This is a genomic window from Prauserella marina, from assembly GCF_002240355.1.
Taxonomy (GTDB): domain Bacteria; phylum Actinomycetota; class Actinomycetes; order Mycobacteriales; family Pseudonocardiaceae; genus Prauserella_A; species Prauserella_A marina.
Window position 1 is genome coordinate 854317 of sequence record NZ_CP016353.1, and the last position, 16872, is coordinate 871188.

Sequence of the window (16872 nt, forward strand, 5' to 3'; positions counted from 1 at the left end):
TCCGGATCGTTTATTCCACATGGACTATAACGCGTGGAGCAAGGAACCGAAACGTCCCGGAACGAGAGCAAGGGAGCTTTGCTATCGCCAGACGGCAGCAAAGCTCCCTTGCTTCGATTCGGTCGCCGTGTGGCGTGCCGGTCAGGCGGTGGATTCGGCGGGGGAGTGCGGCTCAGTGGTCGAGCAGCTCGCCGTGGGTACCGCTGATGTGTTCGGTGAGCTGGTCCGCGAAGGCGGCCGTCTCGCCGTCCCGCAGCAACGCGCACAGGCGTTCGTGCTGGGAAAGGATCGCCTTGTGCCTGCCTGGCGTGCGATGCAGCGCCGAGTTCGCCATCCTGACTTGCCGGTCGCGCAGTCCCGAGTAGAAGTGGATGAGCAGTCTGTTGCCGGCCGCCTCGACGAGCAGCGCGTGGAACTCCCTGTCGAGGGCGGAGAACCGGGCGGTCTCCGAAGGGAGGTCGAGCGCACGCTGGGCGGCAAGCACCTCGGCCATGCGGTCGGCGACCACCTTGTGGTCTCCCGCCGCGATGACGCTGGCAGCCGCGTGGTTCTCGACGAGCAGCCTTGCCTCGCTGACCTCGTTCACCTCGCCCGCCGACACCGGCACCACGAGCGCGCCGCGTTTGGGGTAGAGCCGCAGCAGGCCCTCCGCCTCAAGTCGCAGAAAGGCTTCCCTCACCGGCGTGCGCGAAAGCCGCAACGCTGTCGCCGCCTCGCCCTCGCTGAGCAGCAGGCCGCCTTCGAAACGGCCGTCGAGGATGCGTTCCTTCACCCAGTGGTAGGCGCGCTCGCCGGCGGCCTTGGGCTGTGACCGGCCGCTCGTTGACATGTCCGCATGGTAGCGAGCATCTTGAATTCAAGATAGATACAAGATGCGTGCAAGGGGTCGTGAGTGCGGGGCGGAACATGGCTGCCGTGGGTGATGTGGGGCTTGGGAGCGCTCTGCTACCTGTCGGCTCTCTTCCACCGGATGAGCCTTTCGGTGGCCGGACTGACCGCGCAGGACCGGTTCGGGATCGACGCGACGGGCCTTGCGGCCTTCTCGGTCGTTCAGCTCGCGCTGTACGCGGCGTTGCAGGTACCGGTCGGGATCGGGGCCGACCGGTTCGGCCCACGCCGCCTGCTGCTGACCGGAATGATCTCCATGACGGCGGGCACGATCCTGTTCGCGCTGGCAGGCGGTTTTCCGGCGGCCATGGCGGGCAGGGCGCTGATCGGTGCCGGTGACGCGTGCATGTTCGTCAGCACCCTGCGCATCGTGCACAACTGGTTCGCGGGGCACCGGTACGCGTTCGTCGCCGCGCTGACCGGAATGATCGGCGGACTCGGTCAGCTCATCGCCACGGCTCCGCTGTCGGCGTTGCTCGAAGCGCGAGGCTGGACCGGCTCCTTCCTGATTGCCGCCGCCGTCACCGTCTTCGTGCTCGTCGTGACCGCGATCGCGCTCAAGGAGGCGCCGTCAGGAGTCGAAAGCAGGGTCACCGCCGTCGAGCGGCCGGTCACGGGGCTGCGCCAGGCGTGGCGGACTCCGGGAACCCGGCACGCGATGTGGACCCACTTCACGCTCATGGGCACGTTCGTGTCCTTCACCGCCGTACTCGGCCAGCCCTATCTCGTGACCGCCCACGCGAGGACACCGGCAGCGGCAGGCAGCCTGCTCGCTGTCGTCGTACTCGGTTTCGTGCTGGTCAGCACGGCGGGAGGCAGGCTGGCCTCCCGCAGGCCGTCGGTGCGGGCGCCGCTCGTGCTCGGCGCCGCCGTCGTCACGACCGCCTGCGGGGCACTGCTCGTTGCCGTTCCAGGACCAGCGCCGACCTGGCTGCTGGCCGCGGCGTTGTTCCTCATCGGAGCCTGCGGTGGCGTCAGCATGCTGGCCTTCGACCTGGCCAGGTCGAGCAACGCCGTGCACAGGGCGGGCATTGCCACCGGCGTCGCGAACATGGGCGGCTTCGGCTTCGCCGTCGTCGCCCAGCTCGGCACCGGTGTGTTACTGGACACGCTGTCCGGATCCGGTATGGCGCCGCCCTCGGCGCACAGGGCCGCGTTCGCGGTTCCTCTCGCGCTTGCCGCCGGCGGGCTGCTCGCCATGATCCGATCGCACCGGTACGCCGGGTCGCCGGTGCCGGGTGGCACCGGCGAACAACCGGTTCTGCAGAACTCAGCGGGGTAGCGCCGAGGCGCGCCACGCTCCCTGTCCAGGCCGCAACGGCGACCGCACCAGCGTCGCCCGGTCGGCCCACCGCGACCGGGGCCGCGGTGCGGCGGGCTCCTCCGCCGCACCGGAAGCGGCCATCCCCGCGACGACGGCGGCCAGCGCGGCCAGTTCCGTGTCGTCGGGCTTGCCGCGAACGACCCTCAGGAACGGCTTCCGCTCGCTCTCCTCGCCGGCGCTCACAGCGGGATGTTCCCGTGCTTCTTGGGCGGCAGCGTCTCGCGCTTCTCGCTCAGCATGCGCAGCGCTCGGGCGATGTAACCGCGAGTGTGTGCGGGCGGGATCACGCCGTCGACGTAGCCGCGCTCGGCCGCGACGTACGGGTTGCACAGCGTGTCCTCGTATTCCTGGATCAACCGCGCCCGCAGCGCCTCGACGTCCTCACCGGAGTCGGCCGCGTTCGCGAGTGTCTTGCGGTACACGATGTTCGCGGCGCCCTGTGCTCCCATGACCGCGATCTGCGCGGTCGGCCACGCCACGTTGACGTCGGCACCGAGGTGCTTGGACCCCATCACGTCGTAGGCCCCGCCGTATGCCTTGCGCGTGATGACGGTGACCAGCGGAACGGTCGCCTCGGCGTAGGCGTAGATCAGCTTCGCGCCGTGCCTGATGATGCCGTTCCACTCCTGGTCGGTGCCGGGAAGGAAACCGGGAACGTCGACGAAGGTCAGCACGGGAACGTTGAAGGCGTCGCAGGTGCGCACGAACCGCGCGGCCTTCTCCGAGGCGTCGATGTCGAGGCAGCCTGCGAACTGGGTCGGCTGGTTGGCCACGATGCCGACGCTGTTGCCGTCGATCCTGCCGAAACCGGTCAGCACGTTCGGCGCGAACAGCTCGTGCACCTCAAGGAAGTCGCCGTCGTCAACGACCCTCGTGATGACCTCGTGCATGTCGTAGGGCTGGTTCGGTGAATCGGGGATGAGCGTGTCCAGCTCGCGGTCGGTGTCGGTGACCCCGTCGGCGATCGACTCGCCACCCGGCTCGGCCGGCTCCAACACCGGCGGCTCGGAAAGGTTGTTGCTCGGCAGGAAGCCAAGCAGCTCCTTGACGTAGGCGATCGCGTCCTCCTCGTCGGTGCCGAGGTAGTGCGCGTTGCCCGATTTCGTGTTGTGGGTCCTGCCACCGCCGAGGTCCTCGAACGAAACCTCTTCGCCGGTCACCGTCTTGATCACGTCGGGACCGGTGATGAACATGTGCGACGTCTGGTCGACCATCACCACGAAGTCGGTGAGCGCTGGCGAGTAGACGTGCCCTCCCGCGTTGGCGCCCATGATCAGCGAGATCTGCGGGACGACGCCCGAGGCGAGCGTGTTGCGCCGGAAGATCTCCCCGTAGAGACCGAGCGAGACGACACCCTCCTGGATGCGCGCCCCTCCGCCCTCGTTGATGCCGATGATGGGCCTGCCCGTCTTGATGGCCAGATCCATGACCTTGACGATCTTCTCGCCGTACACCTCGCCGAGCGAGCCGCCGAACACCGTGACGTCCTGGCTGAACACGCACACCGGACGGCCGTCGACCGTGCCGTACCCGGTCACGACACCATCGCCGTAGGGGCGGTTGTCCTCTTGGCCGAAGTTCGTCGAGCGGTGCCGTGCGAACTCGTCGAGCTCGACGAACGAGCCCTCGTCGAGCAGCAGGTCGATGCGCTCGCGTGCGGTCTTCTTCCCCTTGGCGTGCTGTCGTTCCACCGCCCGGGCCGACCCCGCGTGCACCGCCTCGGAGTAGCGCACGTAAAGGTCGGCGAGTTTGCCGGCCGTGGTGTGAATGTCCGGCTCTTCTGCGGGAGGCGTCCCGATCGGCTCCGTCGCGCTACTCATGAAGCCCGAGCTTAGCCATCGGACACAAGCCCCGAGCTGTGGCGTAGGCAACTAGGCAACGTCTGGGCGTTGTGCGCGGTCATTAGGGTTGCCGCCATGAAGCGGATCGACGCCGCGAGGCTGCGTGCCGCGCTCGTGCGACCGGCCGGTCCCTATGCCGAGCTCGACGTCGTGGCCAGCACGGGGTCCACCAACGCCGACCTGAGGGAAGCACTTGTCGGCGGCGCCGACGACCGGACCGTGCTCATCGCCGAGGAGCAGACGGCCGGACAGGGGCGAAGAGGCAGGACCTGGGTCTCGCCATCGGGTTCGGGGCTGTACTGCAGCGTGTTGTTGCGTCCTTCGATCCCGCTTTCCGGGCTCGGCTCGCTCGCGCCCGTCGCCGGTCTCGCCGTGCTGGACGCGCTGCGCGCCGTTGGCGTCGAAGCAGTGCTCAAGTGGCCTAACGACGTGCTCGCCCCGCTGCCGTCCGGCGAAGGCTATGGCAAGTGCGCCGGGATCCTGTCCGAGGCGGCGGCCTCCGACGAGCAAGCGGTGATCCTCGGCATGGGGCTGAACGTGAAGGCACAGCGAGACCCCGTACCGCCGGCGCCGGGCGGGCTGCCCGCCGTTTCGCTCTCCGAACTGGCGAATGGCCCGGTGTCGCGCACCGCCGTCGCCCTCGCCTTGCTCACCGCGCTCGACGAGCGCGAACGCCGCTGGCGGGCCGACGGCGGCGATCTCGGCGCCGGGGGCCTGATCTCCGAGTACCTGGCGAACTGCGTGACCATCGGCCACGAGGTGAAGATCATGATCGCCGGTGCGCCTTCCCTCGTCGGCGAAGCCGTCGACCTCGATCCGAACGGAGCGCTGATCGTCAGGACCGCGGCCGGTGAGCTGCGGACGATCTTCGCCGGAGATGTCGTTCACTTGCGCCCGGTCGCGGAGTAAACCGGCCCCCTCGCGCGGTACGGTGAGCGCACACGGCGAGACACGAGTCCGGGGAGTGTTCGAAGTGGCGTATCCAGACGATCTGCTCAGTGACGGTGAGCGCGTCATCACGCACAAGCATCCGCACTTCAAGATGCTGATCGTCCCCTTCGTCGTCCTGATCGTGACGATCGGTCTCGGGATCTGGGTCGCGTTGCTCGCCAGAGACCTCGAAGCGCCGTGGGATCTCGTCGCGCTCATCGCCACCGGCGTCGTCGGGCTCGCGTTGCTCGTCACGTTGTTCCTCGTGCCGTTCGTGCGCTGGCGGACCACTCACTTCATCGTCACCACCGACCGCGTCATCGCCCGCGAGGGCGTCGTCAAGCGCACCGGTATCGACATCCCGATGGCCAGGATCAACAGCGTGCGGTTCGAGCACGGGTTGCTCGACCGGATCTTCGGCTGCGGGACGCTCATCATCGAGTCCGCCTCCGACGAGCCGCTCACCTTCGACGACATTCCGAGGGTCGAGCAGGTGCACACCGCGATCTACCGGCAGGTCAACGACAACCCCTACGACGACTTCGGTTTCGAGGGCCAGGCCCAGCAGGAACCGCCCCCTCAGCCGAGGGGCAGGGGGCGCTGACCGGTATGGGCGTACGTGACATCGGGCTTCCGGAGCGGGTGCCATCCGGCGGCGGTCTGCCGCGACGGGTCTCGATCTGGGAGGTCGGCCCGCGCGACGGCCTCCAGAACGAGAAGGCGATCGTCGACGTCGGCGTGAAGCTGGAGTTCCTCGACCGGCTCGCCGAGGCGGGACTGACCACGCTGGAGGCCACGAGCTTCGTGCATCCGAAATGGGTGCCGCAGCTCGCCGACGCTGAGCGGCTGCTCGAAGGGCTGGTCAGGCGCGACGGCGTGCGGTATCCGGTGCTGGTTCCCAACGAGCGTGGCCTGGAAAGGGCGTTCGCGGCGGGCGTCGGCGACATCGCGGTGTTCGGCAGCGCGACGGAGACTTTCGCGAAGCGCAACCTCAACTCGACCGTCGACGGTCAGTTCTCGATGTTCGAACCGACCATCGGGCGCGCGCTGGCGGAGGGGCTTCGGGTTCGCGGCTACCTCTCCATGTGTTTCGGTGATCCGTGGGAGGGCCCGGTCGCGGTGGAGCAGGTGGTGCGGGCCGGTAAGCGCCTGCTCGACCTTGGCTGTTTCCAGCTTTCCCTCGGCGACACCATCGGAGTGGCGACGGCAGGGCAGGTCGAGCGGCTGCTCAACGCCTTCACCGAGGCCGGTGTCGGTATCGACAAGCTGGCCGTGCACTTCCACGACACCTACGGCCAAGCGCTGGCCAACACACTCGCAGCCCTCCATCGTGGAGTGTCCACTGTGGATTCCTCTGCCGGTGGTCTCGGTGGCTGCCCCTACGCGGAATCGGCGACCGGCAATCTCGCCACCGAGGATCTGGTGTGGCTGCTCGACGGTCTCGGCGTCGAGCACGGGGTCGATCTCGGCTCGCTCGTGCGGACCAGCGTCTGGATGGCGGAGCGGCTCGGGAGGCCGAGCCCTTCCAACGTGGTCAAGGCGCTGGCCGGATAGCGGGACCCCCGGCGGGAACGGGCTGCCGTCCGTCGATGGGGTGAATCGCGCCCGGACCGGACAACGATCCGATACTGGAAGGAACCGCGCGGGCAGTCGCCGCGTCTCAGGCGGAGCCGACCGCTGTAACAACGGACCAACGAGTGTCGGGAGGGCCCGTGACCGACCATCGTGCGCAGGTGGATGCGTTGCTCGCCGACTATCACCGCAGCAGGGAACAGCTCGCCGCCGTGCAGCGCGAGCTCGCCGCCTTCAGCGAGTCGGCGGGCAGCGCCGACGGCATGGTGACCGCGACGGTCGGAGCGCGAGGAACGCTCACCGGCCTCGTCATCGCCGACGAAGCTTACGAACGCTACCGGCCCGCCGAACTCGCGGCGCGGATCGTGGAGGCGGCCACGGTGGCCGGGGGCAAGGCGGTCGCCGGTGCGGGAGACCTGCTGGCGCCCGCTCTGCCGGAGGGAACGGACGCGCAGGCACTGCTGCTCGGCGCGGCCGACCTCGAAGGGTGCGAGACCGGCGAGCCCGAACCCGCCGACGACGACGAGAGTTTCGAAGATCAAAGCTGGCTTGAGGAGGCCGATTGGCCGCGCACGCGATAAACGACCCCGCATCCGGCGGCGGGTCGTTCCAAGCCGATCCGGGCCGGCTCGCCGTACTCGCCGCCGACTTCGCCGGATTCGCCGAGCGGGCGGAGGACATCTCCACCCGCTTGCGTGCCGCGCTCGTCGACCGGCCGTGGGGTACCGACGAGGCAGGGCAGCGGTTCGCCGACGAGCACACCGGGCCGGTCGCGGACACACTCGACCGGATCGACACGATCGAGGCCGGGCTCGCCGAGACTGGCGAGACACTCGCCGTCGCGGCGGCCGCCTACCGTGACGCCGACGGCTCGGCGGCCATCGAGGTCGCCGACATCGTCGGCGCGGCCGAAGGCGGCATGAAAAAGCCCGGTGACCCGGGCAGGGCCGGATAGGCGGAGGAATGGGAATCGAGTTGCCTGCCGAACTCGCCGACATCGCGAGGGCGACGGGAGCGCGGTGGCCCGAGGGCGACGAGGACGCGCTGAGGGAACAGGCCGGTGCGTGGCGAATGGCCGCCGCCGAACTGGGCACGCTGGCCGCGGAGGTGGACGCGGCCGGTGACAAGGTCACCCAGGCGCTGTCGGCCGCCGCGGGACACGGCGCTCACGGGCGGCTCTCCGGCCTGCTCGCCCCGGAAACGGGTGGGTTCGCCACCGTCGTGCGCGAAGCGGAGCTGGCGGCGAACCGCCTCGATCAGGTCGCCGAACTCATCGCGGCGGCGAAGGCGGACCTGGCCGGGCACCTCGTCGAGGCCGCGAAGAACAGGGACGCGGTCATGGCCGCCGTCGAGGCTGGGCACCCGTTCGCGCTGGCGGGACTGGACACCTCGCTGCGTGGTTTCGCCGCGAGGCTGGGCGCGATCAGCGACGAACTCGTGGCGAGCGCGGGGCAACCGGGCGCCGACGGTGAGTCCCCTGACGAGCCGGGGCCTGCCGACGGGGACCAGACCGACAGCAGCAGCGATAAGACCGGCAGCGACAACGACAACAGCTACTACAGCGACGTGGACGAGGGCACCGGGCCGATCAGACTGCCCGACGTGCCGACCCCGCCGAGGGGGACTCCGGCCGCGAGCTACGGCGGATTTCTCTCGCAGGGCGGTTTCGACGACGTACCGACGCCGCCGAGCGGAATCTCGCTGCCGGCCGGTATCCCGACTCCGCCTTCTCAGACTCAGCTCTCCGGGTTCGGAGGGGCGCCTGGCATCCAGCCGGCGCAGGGCCAGTTCGTTCCGCAGCACTACGGTGCGCAGCCCTTCGCCGGCCAGCCCTACCCGGTCCCGCCGGTCGGCCAGGTTCCCTACGGTGCGCCGGTGTACCCGCAAGCCCCTTATGCCCCGGCGAGGTGGGGTCCCTCGGCGGAACCCGTCTACCCGAGGCCGGGCCCCGTTCCCGAACCAGTGAGGCCACGGCCGCAGGAGGCCCCCGTTCCCGTCGGGTCTCCCCGGCAGGAACGACAGAGCATCGTCGCGCTGTTCGTCGTGCACATGTTCCCGATCGGCCACCTTCCCGTCGCCACCGACCGGCCCGCGAGGCAACTGCCCGTTCCTGAGGGGGAACGGGCATGCGTGCCATGGCTGCGTTTCCCTCCCCACGATCACCCGGATTCCTCGGACGTCGATCCGGGGCAGGCGCTGGCGTGGCTGCGCAATGGATGGCGCCAGCCCGCCCCGCCACCGGCCACCGTGCTGCCCCGGCCGCCTGCCTCACTCACCGAAGGCCACGACCCACTGGGCGGGGAGCAGGGGCTCTCGCGGGAGGAATGGGATCGCCATTACCTCGTGCAGGGCGGTGAGGCACCGGAGTACGCGTGGCCGCCCGCCGAACGGAATCCGGAAGGCGGGGTCGAAGCCGCCGAACCGGTGCTGCTGGGCGAGGGCACCGAAATCGACCGGTTCGGCACAGCCCACGGCAGGATCTTCGCGCCCGACGGCACGCCCTTCGCCGAGCGCTCTCTTCCGCCCGCGGGGCTCGACGCCGGATACCGGCGCTACCGCGTGCTGCGCCAGGTTCCGGTGTGGAAAGCGATCTCAGCGGCCTGGTTCGGCCTGCCGGGCGGCGGGGTGCGCTATCGCTCCGTCTATTCGGCCGCGGAGCTGGTGACCCTCGGCTACCTTGCCGACATCACGTTCGAGGAGAGGCAGTGAACACGGAGTCGATCATGCGGTGGCTCGAAGCCGTCGGTGTTCCGCATGAGGTGGTGTCGATCGGCGCCGAAGCCGACAACACGTGGTGTCTCCTGCGTGGCGACGACGACGGTGACGGCGCGGCCGAGGAGGGACCGACCTGGGAAGTGTTCTGGCGCGAGCAGGGCAACCGCTACGACTGGGCGCGGTTCACGAGTGAGCAGGTCGCCTGTCACTACCTTTTCGGCAGGCTCGCCTGGGCTCAGGTGGCCCGCGGCGCGGTCGGCGTGCTTCCCTGACCAGCCTGTCTAACGCGGCAGGCCGACGTGCGCGAGCGCGGCGTCGTGCACGAGCCCGTTGGTCGCCAGCGCGGAACCGCCGTCGAAGCGGGCCTCACCCGTGAGGTCGGTGAACCGGCCGCCCGCCTCGGTCACCAGTATCTGGGCCGGTGCGACGTCCCACGGGTTGACGATCGGCTCGACCGCGACGTCGAGGATCCCTTCCGCGACGAGGCAGTGCTGCCAGAAGTCCCCGAAGGCCCTGCTTTCCCAGCAGGCGTCGACGAGCGCGAGATACGCCTCGCGCGAGTGGTACTCGACCCACGAGCCGAGGTCCGTCGTCGACAGGTAGGCGTCGGCCAGTTCCGGTACCGCCGACACCGAGAGCCGGTGCTCACCGGCACTGTCGGCGAGCCACGCGCCCTCGCCGGTCGCCGCCCACCAGCGACGGCCGAGCAGAGGCGCGCTGACCATCCCCACCACGGGCTCGCCGTCGTCGACGAGCGCGATCAGCGTCGCCCACACCGGGGCGCCGCGCAGGAAGTTCTTCGTCCCGTCGATGGGATCGAGCAGCCACACCCTGCCCCGTTCCGATGCCGAACCGCCGCCTTCCTCACCGGCGATGGCGTCCTGCGGGCGATGAGCGCCGAGCAATTCCCTGATGGCGTCCTCGACAGCCGTGTCGGCGTCGGTCACCGGCGTGCGGTCCGGTTTGCTGCGCACGGCGAGGTCCTGGGCCCTGAACCGGGCGGTGGTGATGGCATCGGCTGCGTCGGCGAGCTGAGCCGCCAGCCGCAGGTCGGCGGAATACCTTGACACGGTGACGATGGTTTCATGGGGCGCCGCCGTAAAGTTGGCCAGGTGAGCATGGTCCTACTTGCCGAAGACGACCCGGCGATCGCCGAGCCGCTGTCCCGGGCGCTGCAACGCGAGGGCTACCAGGTGACGGTTGTCGGCGACGGCCCCTCCGCGTTGCTGCGGACGTCGCGCGACCGCGTCGACCTGCTTGTGCTCGACCTCGGGCTGCCCGGCATGGACGGGCTTGAGGTGTGCCGCAGGCTGCGCGCCGACGGAACCGACCTGCCGGTGCTGATGCTGACCGCCCGCACCGACGAGGTCGACTTCGTGGTGGGCCTCGACGCGGGTGCCGACGACTACGTCGCCAAACCGTTCCGGCTCGCCGAGCTGCTCGCGAGGATCCGCGCGCTGCTGCGAAGGAGGGCGCCGGAAGTGCTCGACACCGGAGGGGTCCGGATGGATCTCGGCGCGCGACTGGTCACGGTCGACGGTCGCGAGGTCCAGCTCGCCAACAAGGAGTTCGAACTGCTCAGGGTGCTGATGAGCAGGGCTGGACAGGTGGTGAGCAGGGAGGAGATCCTTTCCGAGGTCTGGAACGAACTCGAATCGAAGACGTCGAAGACACTCGACATGCACATGTCGTGGTTGCGCCGCAAACTTTCCCTCGCGGGCGACAACGGTTCGGGCAAGCGCGCCGCCGAGGAGCACATCGCCACCGTCCGCGGTGTCGGCTTCCGGTTCAACACGGAGTGACAAGGAAACGATGCGACGGCGGATCCTGCTTGCCATCCTGCTGGCGGTCGCGGTCACCGGTGCGGCGCTCGGCAGCCCGCTCGGAGTGACCGGCTGGCTGCTCGTCGACAACATCGCAAGGGAGGACCTGGCTTCCAACGCCCAGCGCATCGCTGCCACCCTCGACGACCAGCTCGCCGACAACCGTTCACTCGATCTCGATCCGGTGAGGGCCGCCGTTCCCGAATCGGGATTGCTGACCGTCAGGCAGCCGAACACGCCGCCGATGACGTTCGGCACCGATCCTGGTGCCGATGTCGTGGTGGAGAGCGTGCCGATTGCCAAGGGCGGCACGGTGGAGCTGGCGATCCCCGCCGGGCCGTTGCAGACGAGACAGACCCAGGTCGCCATCGCGGTGATCCTGCTCGTGGTCCTGTCCGTCGGTACCGGCACCGTCGTCGCCACCGTCACCGCCCGCAGGCTCGCACAGCCGTTGCGGCACGTCGCCGACAGGGCGGCGAAGCTCGGCGGAGGTGACTTCCGGCCAGACGGCCGCCGCTACCAGGTCGGTGAGCTGGACATGGTCGCCGACGCGCTCGACGCGTCGGCTTCGGCTCTCGCGCAGCTCGTGCAGCGGGAACGACAACTGGTCGGCGACGTCTCACACCAGTTGCGCAGCAGGCTGACCGCGCTTCAGCTACGGCTGGAGGCGCTGACGACGCATTCCGACACCGACGTCGTCGAGGAGGCGCAGGCGGCGCAGGAGCAGGCCGACCGGCTCGCGGAGGCGCTCGACGAACTGCTCGCCGCCGCCAGGGCGGCAAGCGAGGTCGGCGCGGAGCCGGTCGGGCTTTCCAGGATGCTGCCTGAGGCTGCGCAGGAATGGCGGCAGCTGCTCAAGGCCGAGGGCCGCACCCTGCGGCTTCGCGTCGGCGAGGGGCTGATCGTGAGGGCGACGCCCGCGCGGCTGCGCGAGGTGATCGGTGTGCTGCTCGACAACGCGCTGCGGCACGGGGACGGCGCGGTGACCGTGACAGCCCGCAAAGGCGAGGCGGAGGGCACGGTGGTGGTCGAGGTGCACGACGCGGGCGCGGGAGTGCCCGACGAACTCGCGCCGCATATCTTCGAGCGCGGGTTCTCCGGAGGCGGGTCGACCGGGGTCGGTCTCGCGCTGGCGCGAGCACTCGCCGAGGCCGACGGGGGACGGCTCGAACTGTCGGTCAAGCGCCCTGCCACGTTCAGCCTCTTCCTCAGGGTGCCGCGACCGGCCGACGTTCCCGGCGTCAGCTGGCCCGCCGAACGCGCTCCCCGCTAGAGCGAGTCGATACCTAGTCGACAGCAGCGTCCAGTTCGTCTTCCCTTCTGCGCCTGCCGAGCGAGTCGGGGAACACCCATTTCTTGAAAGCCCAGAACCGGAACACCATCGCGATGAGCATTCCGATGACCGAACCGCTCGCGAAGTCGGCGAATTCCTGGACGAACCGGGAAACGTGAGGCACTTCGAGGTGCAGGAAATAGCGCGAGGCGTATAGCGGAATCAGGTTCAGCGCCACCGCGATTCCGCTGATGATGAAGAACAACACGGCCTCGGGGGTACGGCTGCGCCCGCCCCTCGTGCGGAACGACCATTCCCGGTTCAGGAAGTACGAGACGACCGTCGCGACCATGATCGCCAGGCCCTTCGCCGTGGTCGGCCGCGACTCCAGAACGGAAAGCTTGAGCAGGTACCACACACCGTTGTCGACCAGGAATGTCGTGCCACCCACGATCGCGAACTTCAGCAGCTCCCGATGCCGGATCAATACCAAGCGTAACGGCTTGGGTACTCGGGAGAGTACGCGTTCGACGACGGCCACGACCGCAGTCTACTGAGGAGCCGGTGACGGTTAATGGCGCCAGGGCAACCAGTCCCACAGCCCTGGCCTTGTGGGCTGCGATGTTTCGGAGCGGGGCGTGCCCTCCGACGAGGTCGTCGTGGGGTGGTCCGGCGTCGTCTCTCCGGTCGAATCGGACGGAACCGGGAGTGGAGGCCCCTCGGAGTGATCCGGTGTCGTCGCGCTGGGTGATCCGGTTGTCGGGCTCGTGGACTCCCCACCACTTTCGGTGGATGTCGGTGGCGTGGTGGTGCCGGGCCGTGAGGAGTCCGTCGGTGATCCGGTCGGCCCGGTCGGTTCGGCGGGCGGTGTTGATTCGGTCGATCCCGTCGGCCCGGTCGGTGTCGTCGAGTCCGGCGTCGGCTCGTTGCTCGTGGTCGGCTCCGGCTGGTCCGGTGTCGCCGGAAGGCCGGGCCAGTAGCACCACAGGCCCCAGCAGCCGAAGCGCACCGACTCGCTCGCCGACGCGTTGCCGAGCGTCGCGGTGACCGTCACCACCGCGCCGCCGTTACCGGCGGGACCCGGCGGTGGTTCGGCGCCGTGCGGGACGGGCGACGGGTCGAGGTCCGGTCGAACCGCGATCCACAGCGTCGCGCTCTCGCCCGGCTCGACCGCTTCCTCGGTCGTGCAGGTCAGTTCCTCCCCGCCCGCGCAGTCGAAGGGACTTCCGAGCGGAAGGTCGTTGGCCGGCGCGTCGACGGTGAGCTCGGCCTGCCTCGCGACGGGACCGTCGTTGCGCACGACGACGTACAGGGTGCGGCTCCACGGGTGGAATGCCTTCTCCACCGTGAGGAACACCTTGTCCTGCACAGGGGTGACCGCGACGGGGACCTTGATGGAGACCTCGACGGGGCTGCCGGAGCTGATCGTGCCGGTCACCTCGCCCGAACTCGCGTCCTCCGCGGCGACGAGCCGGAAGGTGAGCACGGCCGAGGCCCCGGGTTGCAGGCCCTCCGCCGTCGAGCAGGTGACGGTGCCGGTGCCGCCGGGACAGCGCACCGTGGTTGACGCCGTCGGTTCGGCGCCCTGCTGGGCTGCCACCACGGCGCTCTGGCCACGCTGGGCACCTTCCGCACGGGGCAAGCCCGCACTGCCGGGCGCTCCGCCGCCACCACTCGCTGGCCCGACCGCGCTGACTCCGGGAGGCAGCGTCAGCGTCACGCCGACCGGGTCGGAGACGGTGCCGCCGTCGTTGCGGACGGTGATGGGCAGGTCGACGGGGGAGCCGCCGGGCAGCAGTTCGATGCCCTCCGGCGGCGCGATCGCGGTGACCTGCGGCGGCTCGACGGTGGGCGGCGGTGGAACGGCAGGCGGCGGTTGTGGCGCCGGTTCCCTCGGAGGCGGTGGCGGCGCGGGCTGCGCGGGAGGCGGTGGCGCCGGCGGATCCTGCGGCGGCGGTTGCGGTGCCGGGGGCGCGGGAGGCGGCGGAGGGGCCGCTGGTTCGGGGGCTGGGGATTCGATCGCGGCCGGAGGCGGCGGCTGGGCGGCGGGGATCTCGGAGGAACCACCGGCGGTCAGCGCGATGGCGACGGCGGCGGCCATCGCGACCCCGGATGCGGCTACCCCGACGAACTGCCGGGGACCCGAGGTCAGCGCACCCGCCGCCGCACCGGCGGAGCCCGCCGCGGCCGTACCGGCGGCGGCACCGGCGGCGGCGGCCTTGCCGGTGCCCGCGAGCGCGAGGTAGCCGGTGACCCCTCCGCCGAGCACGAGCGGCGCGATGAACACGCGCAGTCCGCCGTTGACGTCGGCGAGTTCGGCGGCCAGCGCCGTGCAGTCCGGGCAGTTGTCGAGGTGCTGTTCCACCTGGGCGCGTTCCCGCTTCGACAGCCCGTCGCGGGTCCAGGCGCCGAGCTTGTCGGCGGTGGCCCTGCACCGTTCTGCCGAGATCTCGGCGAGGTGGACCTGGAGGTATGCCTGGCGAAGCCCCTCGCGAGCCCGGTAGGCCAGCGCCGAAACGCCGTTCGGCGTGAGCCCGAGCAGCGGGGCGACCTCGGCCGGGGACTGTTGTTCGATCTCCGTGTGCCACAGCACCGCCTGCCAGCGTTCCGGCAGCCTCGCGAACGCCCTCGCCGCCAGCGAGCGCTCAAGTCCGGCCATCGCGGTGTCCGCGAACGGGACGGTCAGCGCTTCCGCGCCCCTGCCGCTACCGGCCGTCATGACCGCGGTGTCGGTCATGTCCTCGGTGAGGTCGACTCGCTTGTCCTTGCGCGTCTTGTCGTATGCGGTGTGCCGCAGCGCGGTCAGCAGGTAGGCGCGGAACGCGGTGTCGGGGCCCTTGCCCGCGCGCAGGGTGTCGAGGACCTTCGAGAATGCCTCGGACACGAGGTCGTCGGCGTCGGACCCGGAACGCGCCAATTGGCGGGCCAGGTTGTAGGCGGCCGAGACGTGTCTTTCGTAGAGGGTTCCGTATGCGGCGATCGTGCCCGCACGCACCGATGAGATCAGCTCGGCGTCGCTCATGCCGTTCGGATCGGCGGGTGCGGTGGTCACGGCTCTCCTCTCCGGTGCACATCGGTCGAGATGTGACGCAGCGCTTAGTCTGACGGACCGCATCAGCTCCGTCACCTGGCGGGTGAGGTCTTGCCCCATAGAGCGCAACGACTTCACTCGATGATTCGTCCTAATTCTCGTCACGGGCGGGGGCCGGACGCGTCCAGTAACCGGTGAGATTTTCTAACGGCTGTTGCCGGAAAGGGCGGTTTTCTGTGGAGGAACCTGCGGCGGGTGCGCTGTCCGATCCGGACGGCCCGTACTCGGATGCGGGCAAGCGCGCGGCCCGTGATCGCGCGCTGCGTGCGCTGCGCGCCCGCTGGCGGACCGCGAGTCTCGCCTCGGGCTGGCGGTTTCCGAGGGACTGGGGTCTGCCGGAGGTCGACGCCGTGTGCGCGGCCGTGCTCGGACGAGAAGGGGAAATCGACACCGCGGGCGTTTCCGCCCCTCCGATGGCCGCGCCCTCACCTGGGCACGGTGGCCAGCCGGCCGCGCTGACCGCGCTCGCCGGCCTCGGCAGGGCGAGGGCCGCAGCCGGAACGGGACTGGAGGAGACCTTGACTGATCTTGCTGCGCTGCATGCCGTGATGGACGAGCCGGGGGCGGCCGACGGCTTCGTCGCGCCCGACGTCGACGCGATGCCGGCCCGGCTGCTGAGGGTGACGGCCGTGGCGTGGGCCGATGTCGCGCTCGACCAGTTGACGAGGGCCGAGGTCAGCGATCCGCTGACCGGTCTGCCCACGATCGCCTACCTCAGGACCCGGCTCGCCGAGTTGTACCGCGAAGCCGACCGCGACGGCGGAAAGGTGTCCGACAACAGGGTCATCGTGGTGGTCACGATGGACTTCCTGAACGCGCCGGGATGGTCGCGGCTGACCGGGATGATCCTTGCCGCCGACGCACTGAGTACCGCGTTCGACGGCGGGGAAAGCCTGGCCGTGCTTGGTCCGTCCACGGTCGCCGCGGTCGCGCGGCGTGACGACGACGTCGCCGCGCTGGCGCTGGCCCTGCGCAGGGAACTCTCGCAGCGGCTCGCCGTGGACGCCCAGCTCAGGGAAGTGGGGACGCCGCGGATCACCATGGTCAGGCTGCCGGGAACGCACGAGGCCGCGTGCGAACTGCTGGACCGGCTCAGCCAGCACTGACCAGCACTGACCAGCGCGGATGCGCGTGCGGGGCGTGCTGTCCGGGGCATGCGAACACGCCGATGTCGTTTCGTGATTTCCTTAGTGGGGTGAGGCGGCCAGAGTTCTGCGCGGCGGCACTCTCTGAGAAGACCACACAGTGCGCACCGGCCGGCCCCGACATCGCGAGTGGCTGGGGTCGTGTGTCCGGAGCGCATCGAGTAGCGGAGATGGTGAACCGTGAGCACCTCGGGTAGCGACGCTGGCCGGACAGCGCGCGCTGTGGCAGCGGTGAAGCAAGCCGTGCCTGGTCAAGCCGATCACGAGCCG

At 69.8% G+C, this 16872-nt stretch carries 17 protein-coding genes; 11 read left to right on the top strand and 6 right to left on the bottom strand.

Annotated features, from left to right (window positions below; all coding sequences use genetic code 11):
- Positions 1-172 precede the first annotated feature (172 nt).
- Positions 173-829 carry a GntR family transcriptional regulator gene (locus BAY61_RS03785; RefSeq protein ID WP_091810528.1) on the bottom strand — a complete coding sequence of 219 codons (657 nt, stop codon included), beginning with the start codon at positions 827-829 and terminating at the stop codon, positions 173-175.
- Between the two features lie 63 nt (positions 830-892).
- On the opposite strand from BAY61_RS03785, the gene BAY61_RS03790 reads away from it, so the two are divergent.
- Positions 893-2170, top strand: coding sequence for an MFS transporter (locus tag BAY61_RS03790; RefSeq protein ID WP_245865772.1), 1278 nt, complete (start codon positions 893-895; stop codon positions 2168-2170).
- Here the strand turns inward: BAY61_RS03790 and BAY61_RS03795 are convergent.
- Positions 2159-2395, bottom strand: coding sequence for an acyl-CoA carboxylase subunit epsilon (locus BAY61_RS03795; protein WP_091810526.1), 237 nt, complete (start codon positions 2393-2395; stop codon positions 2159-2161). The two genes, BAY61_RS03790 and BAY61_RS03795, sit on opposite strands and share 12 nt — an antisense overlap.
- Entirely contained in the window at positions 2392-4032 is a 1641-nt protein-coding gene (locus tag BAY61_RS03800; RefSeq protein WP_091810525.1) for an acyl-CoA carboxylase subunit beta, read from the bottom strand. Before BAY61_RS03800 ends, BAY61_RS03795 begins: the two co-directional genes overlap by 4 nt.
- A gap of 96 nt (positions 4033-4128) precedes the next feature.
- On the opposite strand from BAY61_RS03800, the gene BAY61_RS03805 reads away from it, so the two are divergent.
- The 7 genes from BAY61_RS03805 (at position 4129) to BAY61_RS03835 (ending at position 9542) form a co-directional block, all read left to right on the top strand.
- Positions 4129-4962 carry a biotin--[acetyl-CoA-carboxylase] ligase gene (locus BAY61_RS03805; protein ID WP_091810523.1) on the top strand — a complete coding sequence of 278 codons (834 nt, stop codon included), beginning with the start codon at positions 4129-4131 and terminating at the stop codon, positions 4960-4962.
- A gap of 64 nt (positions 4963-5026) precedes the next feature.
- The gene (locus BAY61_RS03810; protein WP_176879907.1) at positions 5027-5587 is read left to right on the top strand and encodes a PH domain-containing protein; all 561 of its coding nucleotides are present in this window, start codon (positions 5027-5029) and stop codon (positions 5585-5587) included.
- A gap of 5 nt (positions 5588-5592) precedes the next feature.
- Positions 5593-6537 (top strand): hydroxymethylglutaryl-CoA lyase, encoded by a 945-nt coding sequence (locus BAY61_RS03815; RefSeq protein ID WP_091810519.1) that lies wholly within the window; start codon positions 5593-5595, stop codon positions 6535-6537.
- A gap of 158 nt (positions 6538-6695) precedes the next feature.
- Positions 6696-7136 carry a YbaB/EbfC family nucleoid-associated protein gene (locus BAY61_RS03820; RefSeq protein ID WP_091810517.1) on the top strand — a complete coding sequence of 147 codons (441 nt, stop codon included), beginning with the start codon at positions 6696-6698 and terminating at the stop codon, positions 7134-7136.
- Complete coding sequence (locus tag BAY61_RS03825; RefSeq protein ID WP_091810515.1) at positions 7118-7510, top strand: WXG100 family type VII secretion target; 393 nt, start codon at positions 7118-7120, stop codon at positions 7508-7510. The genes BAY61_RS03820 and BAY61_RS03825 overlap by 19 nt, the downstream gene beginning before the upstream one ends.
- Before the next feature lie 8 nt (positions 7511-7518).
- The gene (locus BAY61_RS03830; protein WP_091810513.1) at positions 7519-9264 is read left to right on the top strand and encodes a TNT domain-containing protein; all 1746 of its coding nucleotides are present in this window, start codon (positions 7519-7521) and stop codon (positions 9262-9264) included.
- Entirely contained in the window at positions 9261-9542 is a 282-nt protein-coding gene (locus BAY61_RS03835) for a hypothetical protein (RefSeq protein WP_091810511.1), read from the top strand. Before BAY61_RS03830 ends, BAY61_RS03835 begins: the two co-directional genes overlap by 4 nt.
- Before the next feature lie 9 nt (positions 9543-9551).
- Here BAY61_RS03835 and hisN read toward each other — a convergent pair whose 3' ends face one another.
- Entirely contained in the window at positions 9552-10349 is a 798-nt protein-coding gene (hisN, locus tag BAY61_RS03840) for a histidinol-phosphatase (RefSeq protein WP_420848882.1), read from the bottom strand.
- Between the two features lie 39 nt (positions 10350-10388).
- Between hisN and BAY61_RS03845 the strand changes: the two genes are divergently transcribed.
- Positions 10389-11072: a response regulator transcription factor gene (locus BAY61_RS03845; RefSeq protein ID WP_091810508.1), complete on the top strand. Its 684-nt coding sequence runs from the start codon at positions 10389-10391 to the stop codon at positions 11070-11072.
- Positions 11073-11082: 10 nt separating this feature from the next.
- Positions 11083-12366: an ATP-binding protein gene (locus BAY61_RS03850; RefSeq protein ID WP_091810506.1), complete on the top strand. Its 1284-nt coding sequence runs from the start codon at positions 11083-11085 to the stop codon at positions 12364-12366.
- Between the two features lie 13 nt (positions 12367-12379).
- Here BAY61_RS03850 and BAY61_RS03855 read toward each other — a convergent pair whose 3' ends face one another.
- Both BAY61_RS03855 and BAY61_RS03860 read right to left on the bottom strand, forming a co-directional pair.
- The gene (locus BAY61_RS03855) at positions 12380-12907 is read right to left on the bottom strand and encodes a GtrA family protein (RefSeq protein ID WP_091810503.1); all 528 of its coding nucleotides are present in this window, start codon (positions 12905-12907) and stop codon (positions 12380-12382) included.
- Positions 12908-12937: 30 nt separating this feature from the next.
- Positions 12938-15418 carry a sigma-70 family RNA polymerase sigma factor gene (locus tag BAY61_RS03860; protein ID WP_091810501.1) on the bottom strand — a complete coding sequence of 827 codons (2481 nt, stop codon included), beginning with the start codon at positions 15416-15418 and terminating at the stop codon, positions 12938-12940.
- A gap of 215 nt (positions 15419-15633) precedes the next feature.
- On the opposite strand from BAY61_RS03860, the gene BAY61_RS03865 reads away from it, so the two are divergent.
- Positions 15634-16563: a GGDEF domain-containing protein gene (locus BAY61_RS03865; protein ID WP_170140315.1), complete on the top strand. Its 930-nt coding sequence runs from the start codon at positions 15634-15636 to the stop codon at positions 16561-16563.
- Positions 16564-16872: the final 309 nt, after the last annotated feature.

Bases quoted from the DNA above. Each gene is read 5' to 3' on its own strand.
- BAY61_RS03785 (WP_091810528.1), bottom strand. From the start codon at position 829: ATGTCAACGAGCGGCCGGTCACAGCCCAAGGCCGCCGGCGAGCGCGCC.
- BAY61_RS03800 (WP_091810525.1), bottom strand. From the start codon at position 4,032: ATGAGTAGCGCGACGGAGCCGATCGGGACGCCTCCCGCAGAAGAGCCG.
- BAY61_RS03805 (WP_091810523.1), top strand. From the start codon at position 4,129: ATGAAGCGGATCGACGCCGCGAGGCTGCGTGCCGCGCTCGTGCGACCG.
- BAY61_RS03815 (WP_091810519.1), top strand. From the start codon at position 5,593: ATGGGCGTACGTGACATCGGGCTTCCGGAGCGGGTGCCATCCGGCGGC.
- BAY61_RS03830 (WP_091810513.1), top strand. From the start codon at position 7,519: ATGGGAATCGAGTTGCCTGCCGAACTCGCCGACATCGCGAGGGCGACG.
- BAY61_RS03845 (WP_091810508.1), top strand. From the start codon at position 10,389: ATGGTCCTACTTGCCGAAGACGACCCGGCGATCGCCGAGCCGCTGTCC.
- BAY61_RS03850 (WP_091810506.1), top strand. From the start codon at position 11,083: ATGCGACGGCGGATCCTGCTTGCCATCCTGCTGGCGGTCGCGGTCACC.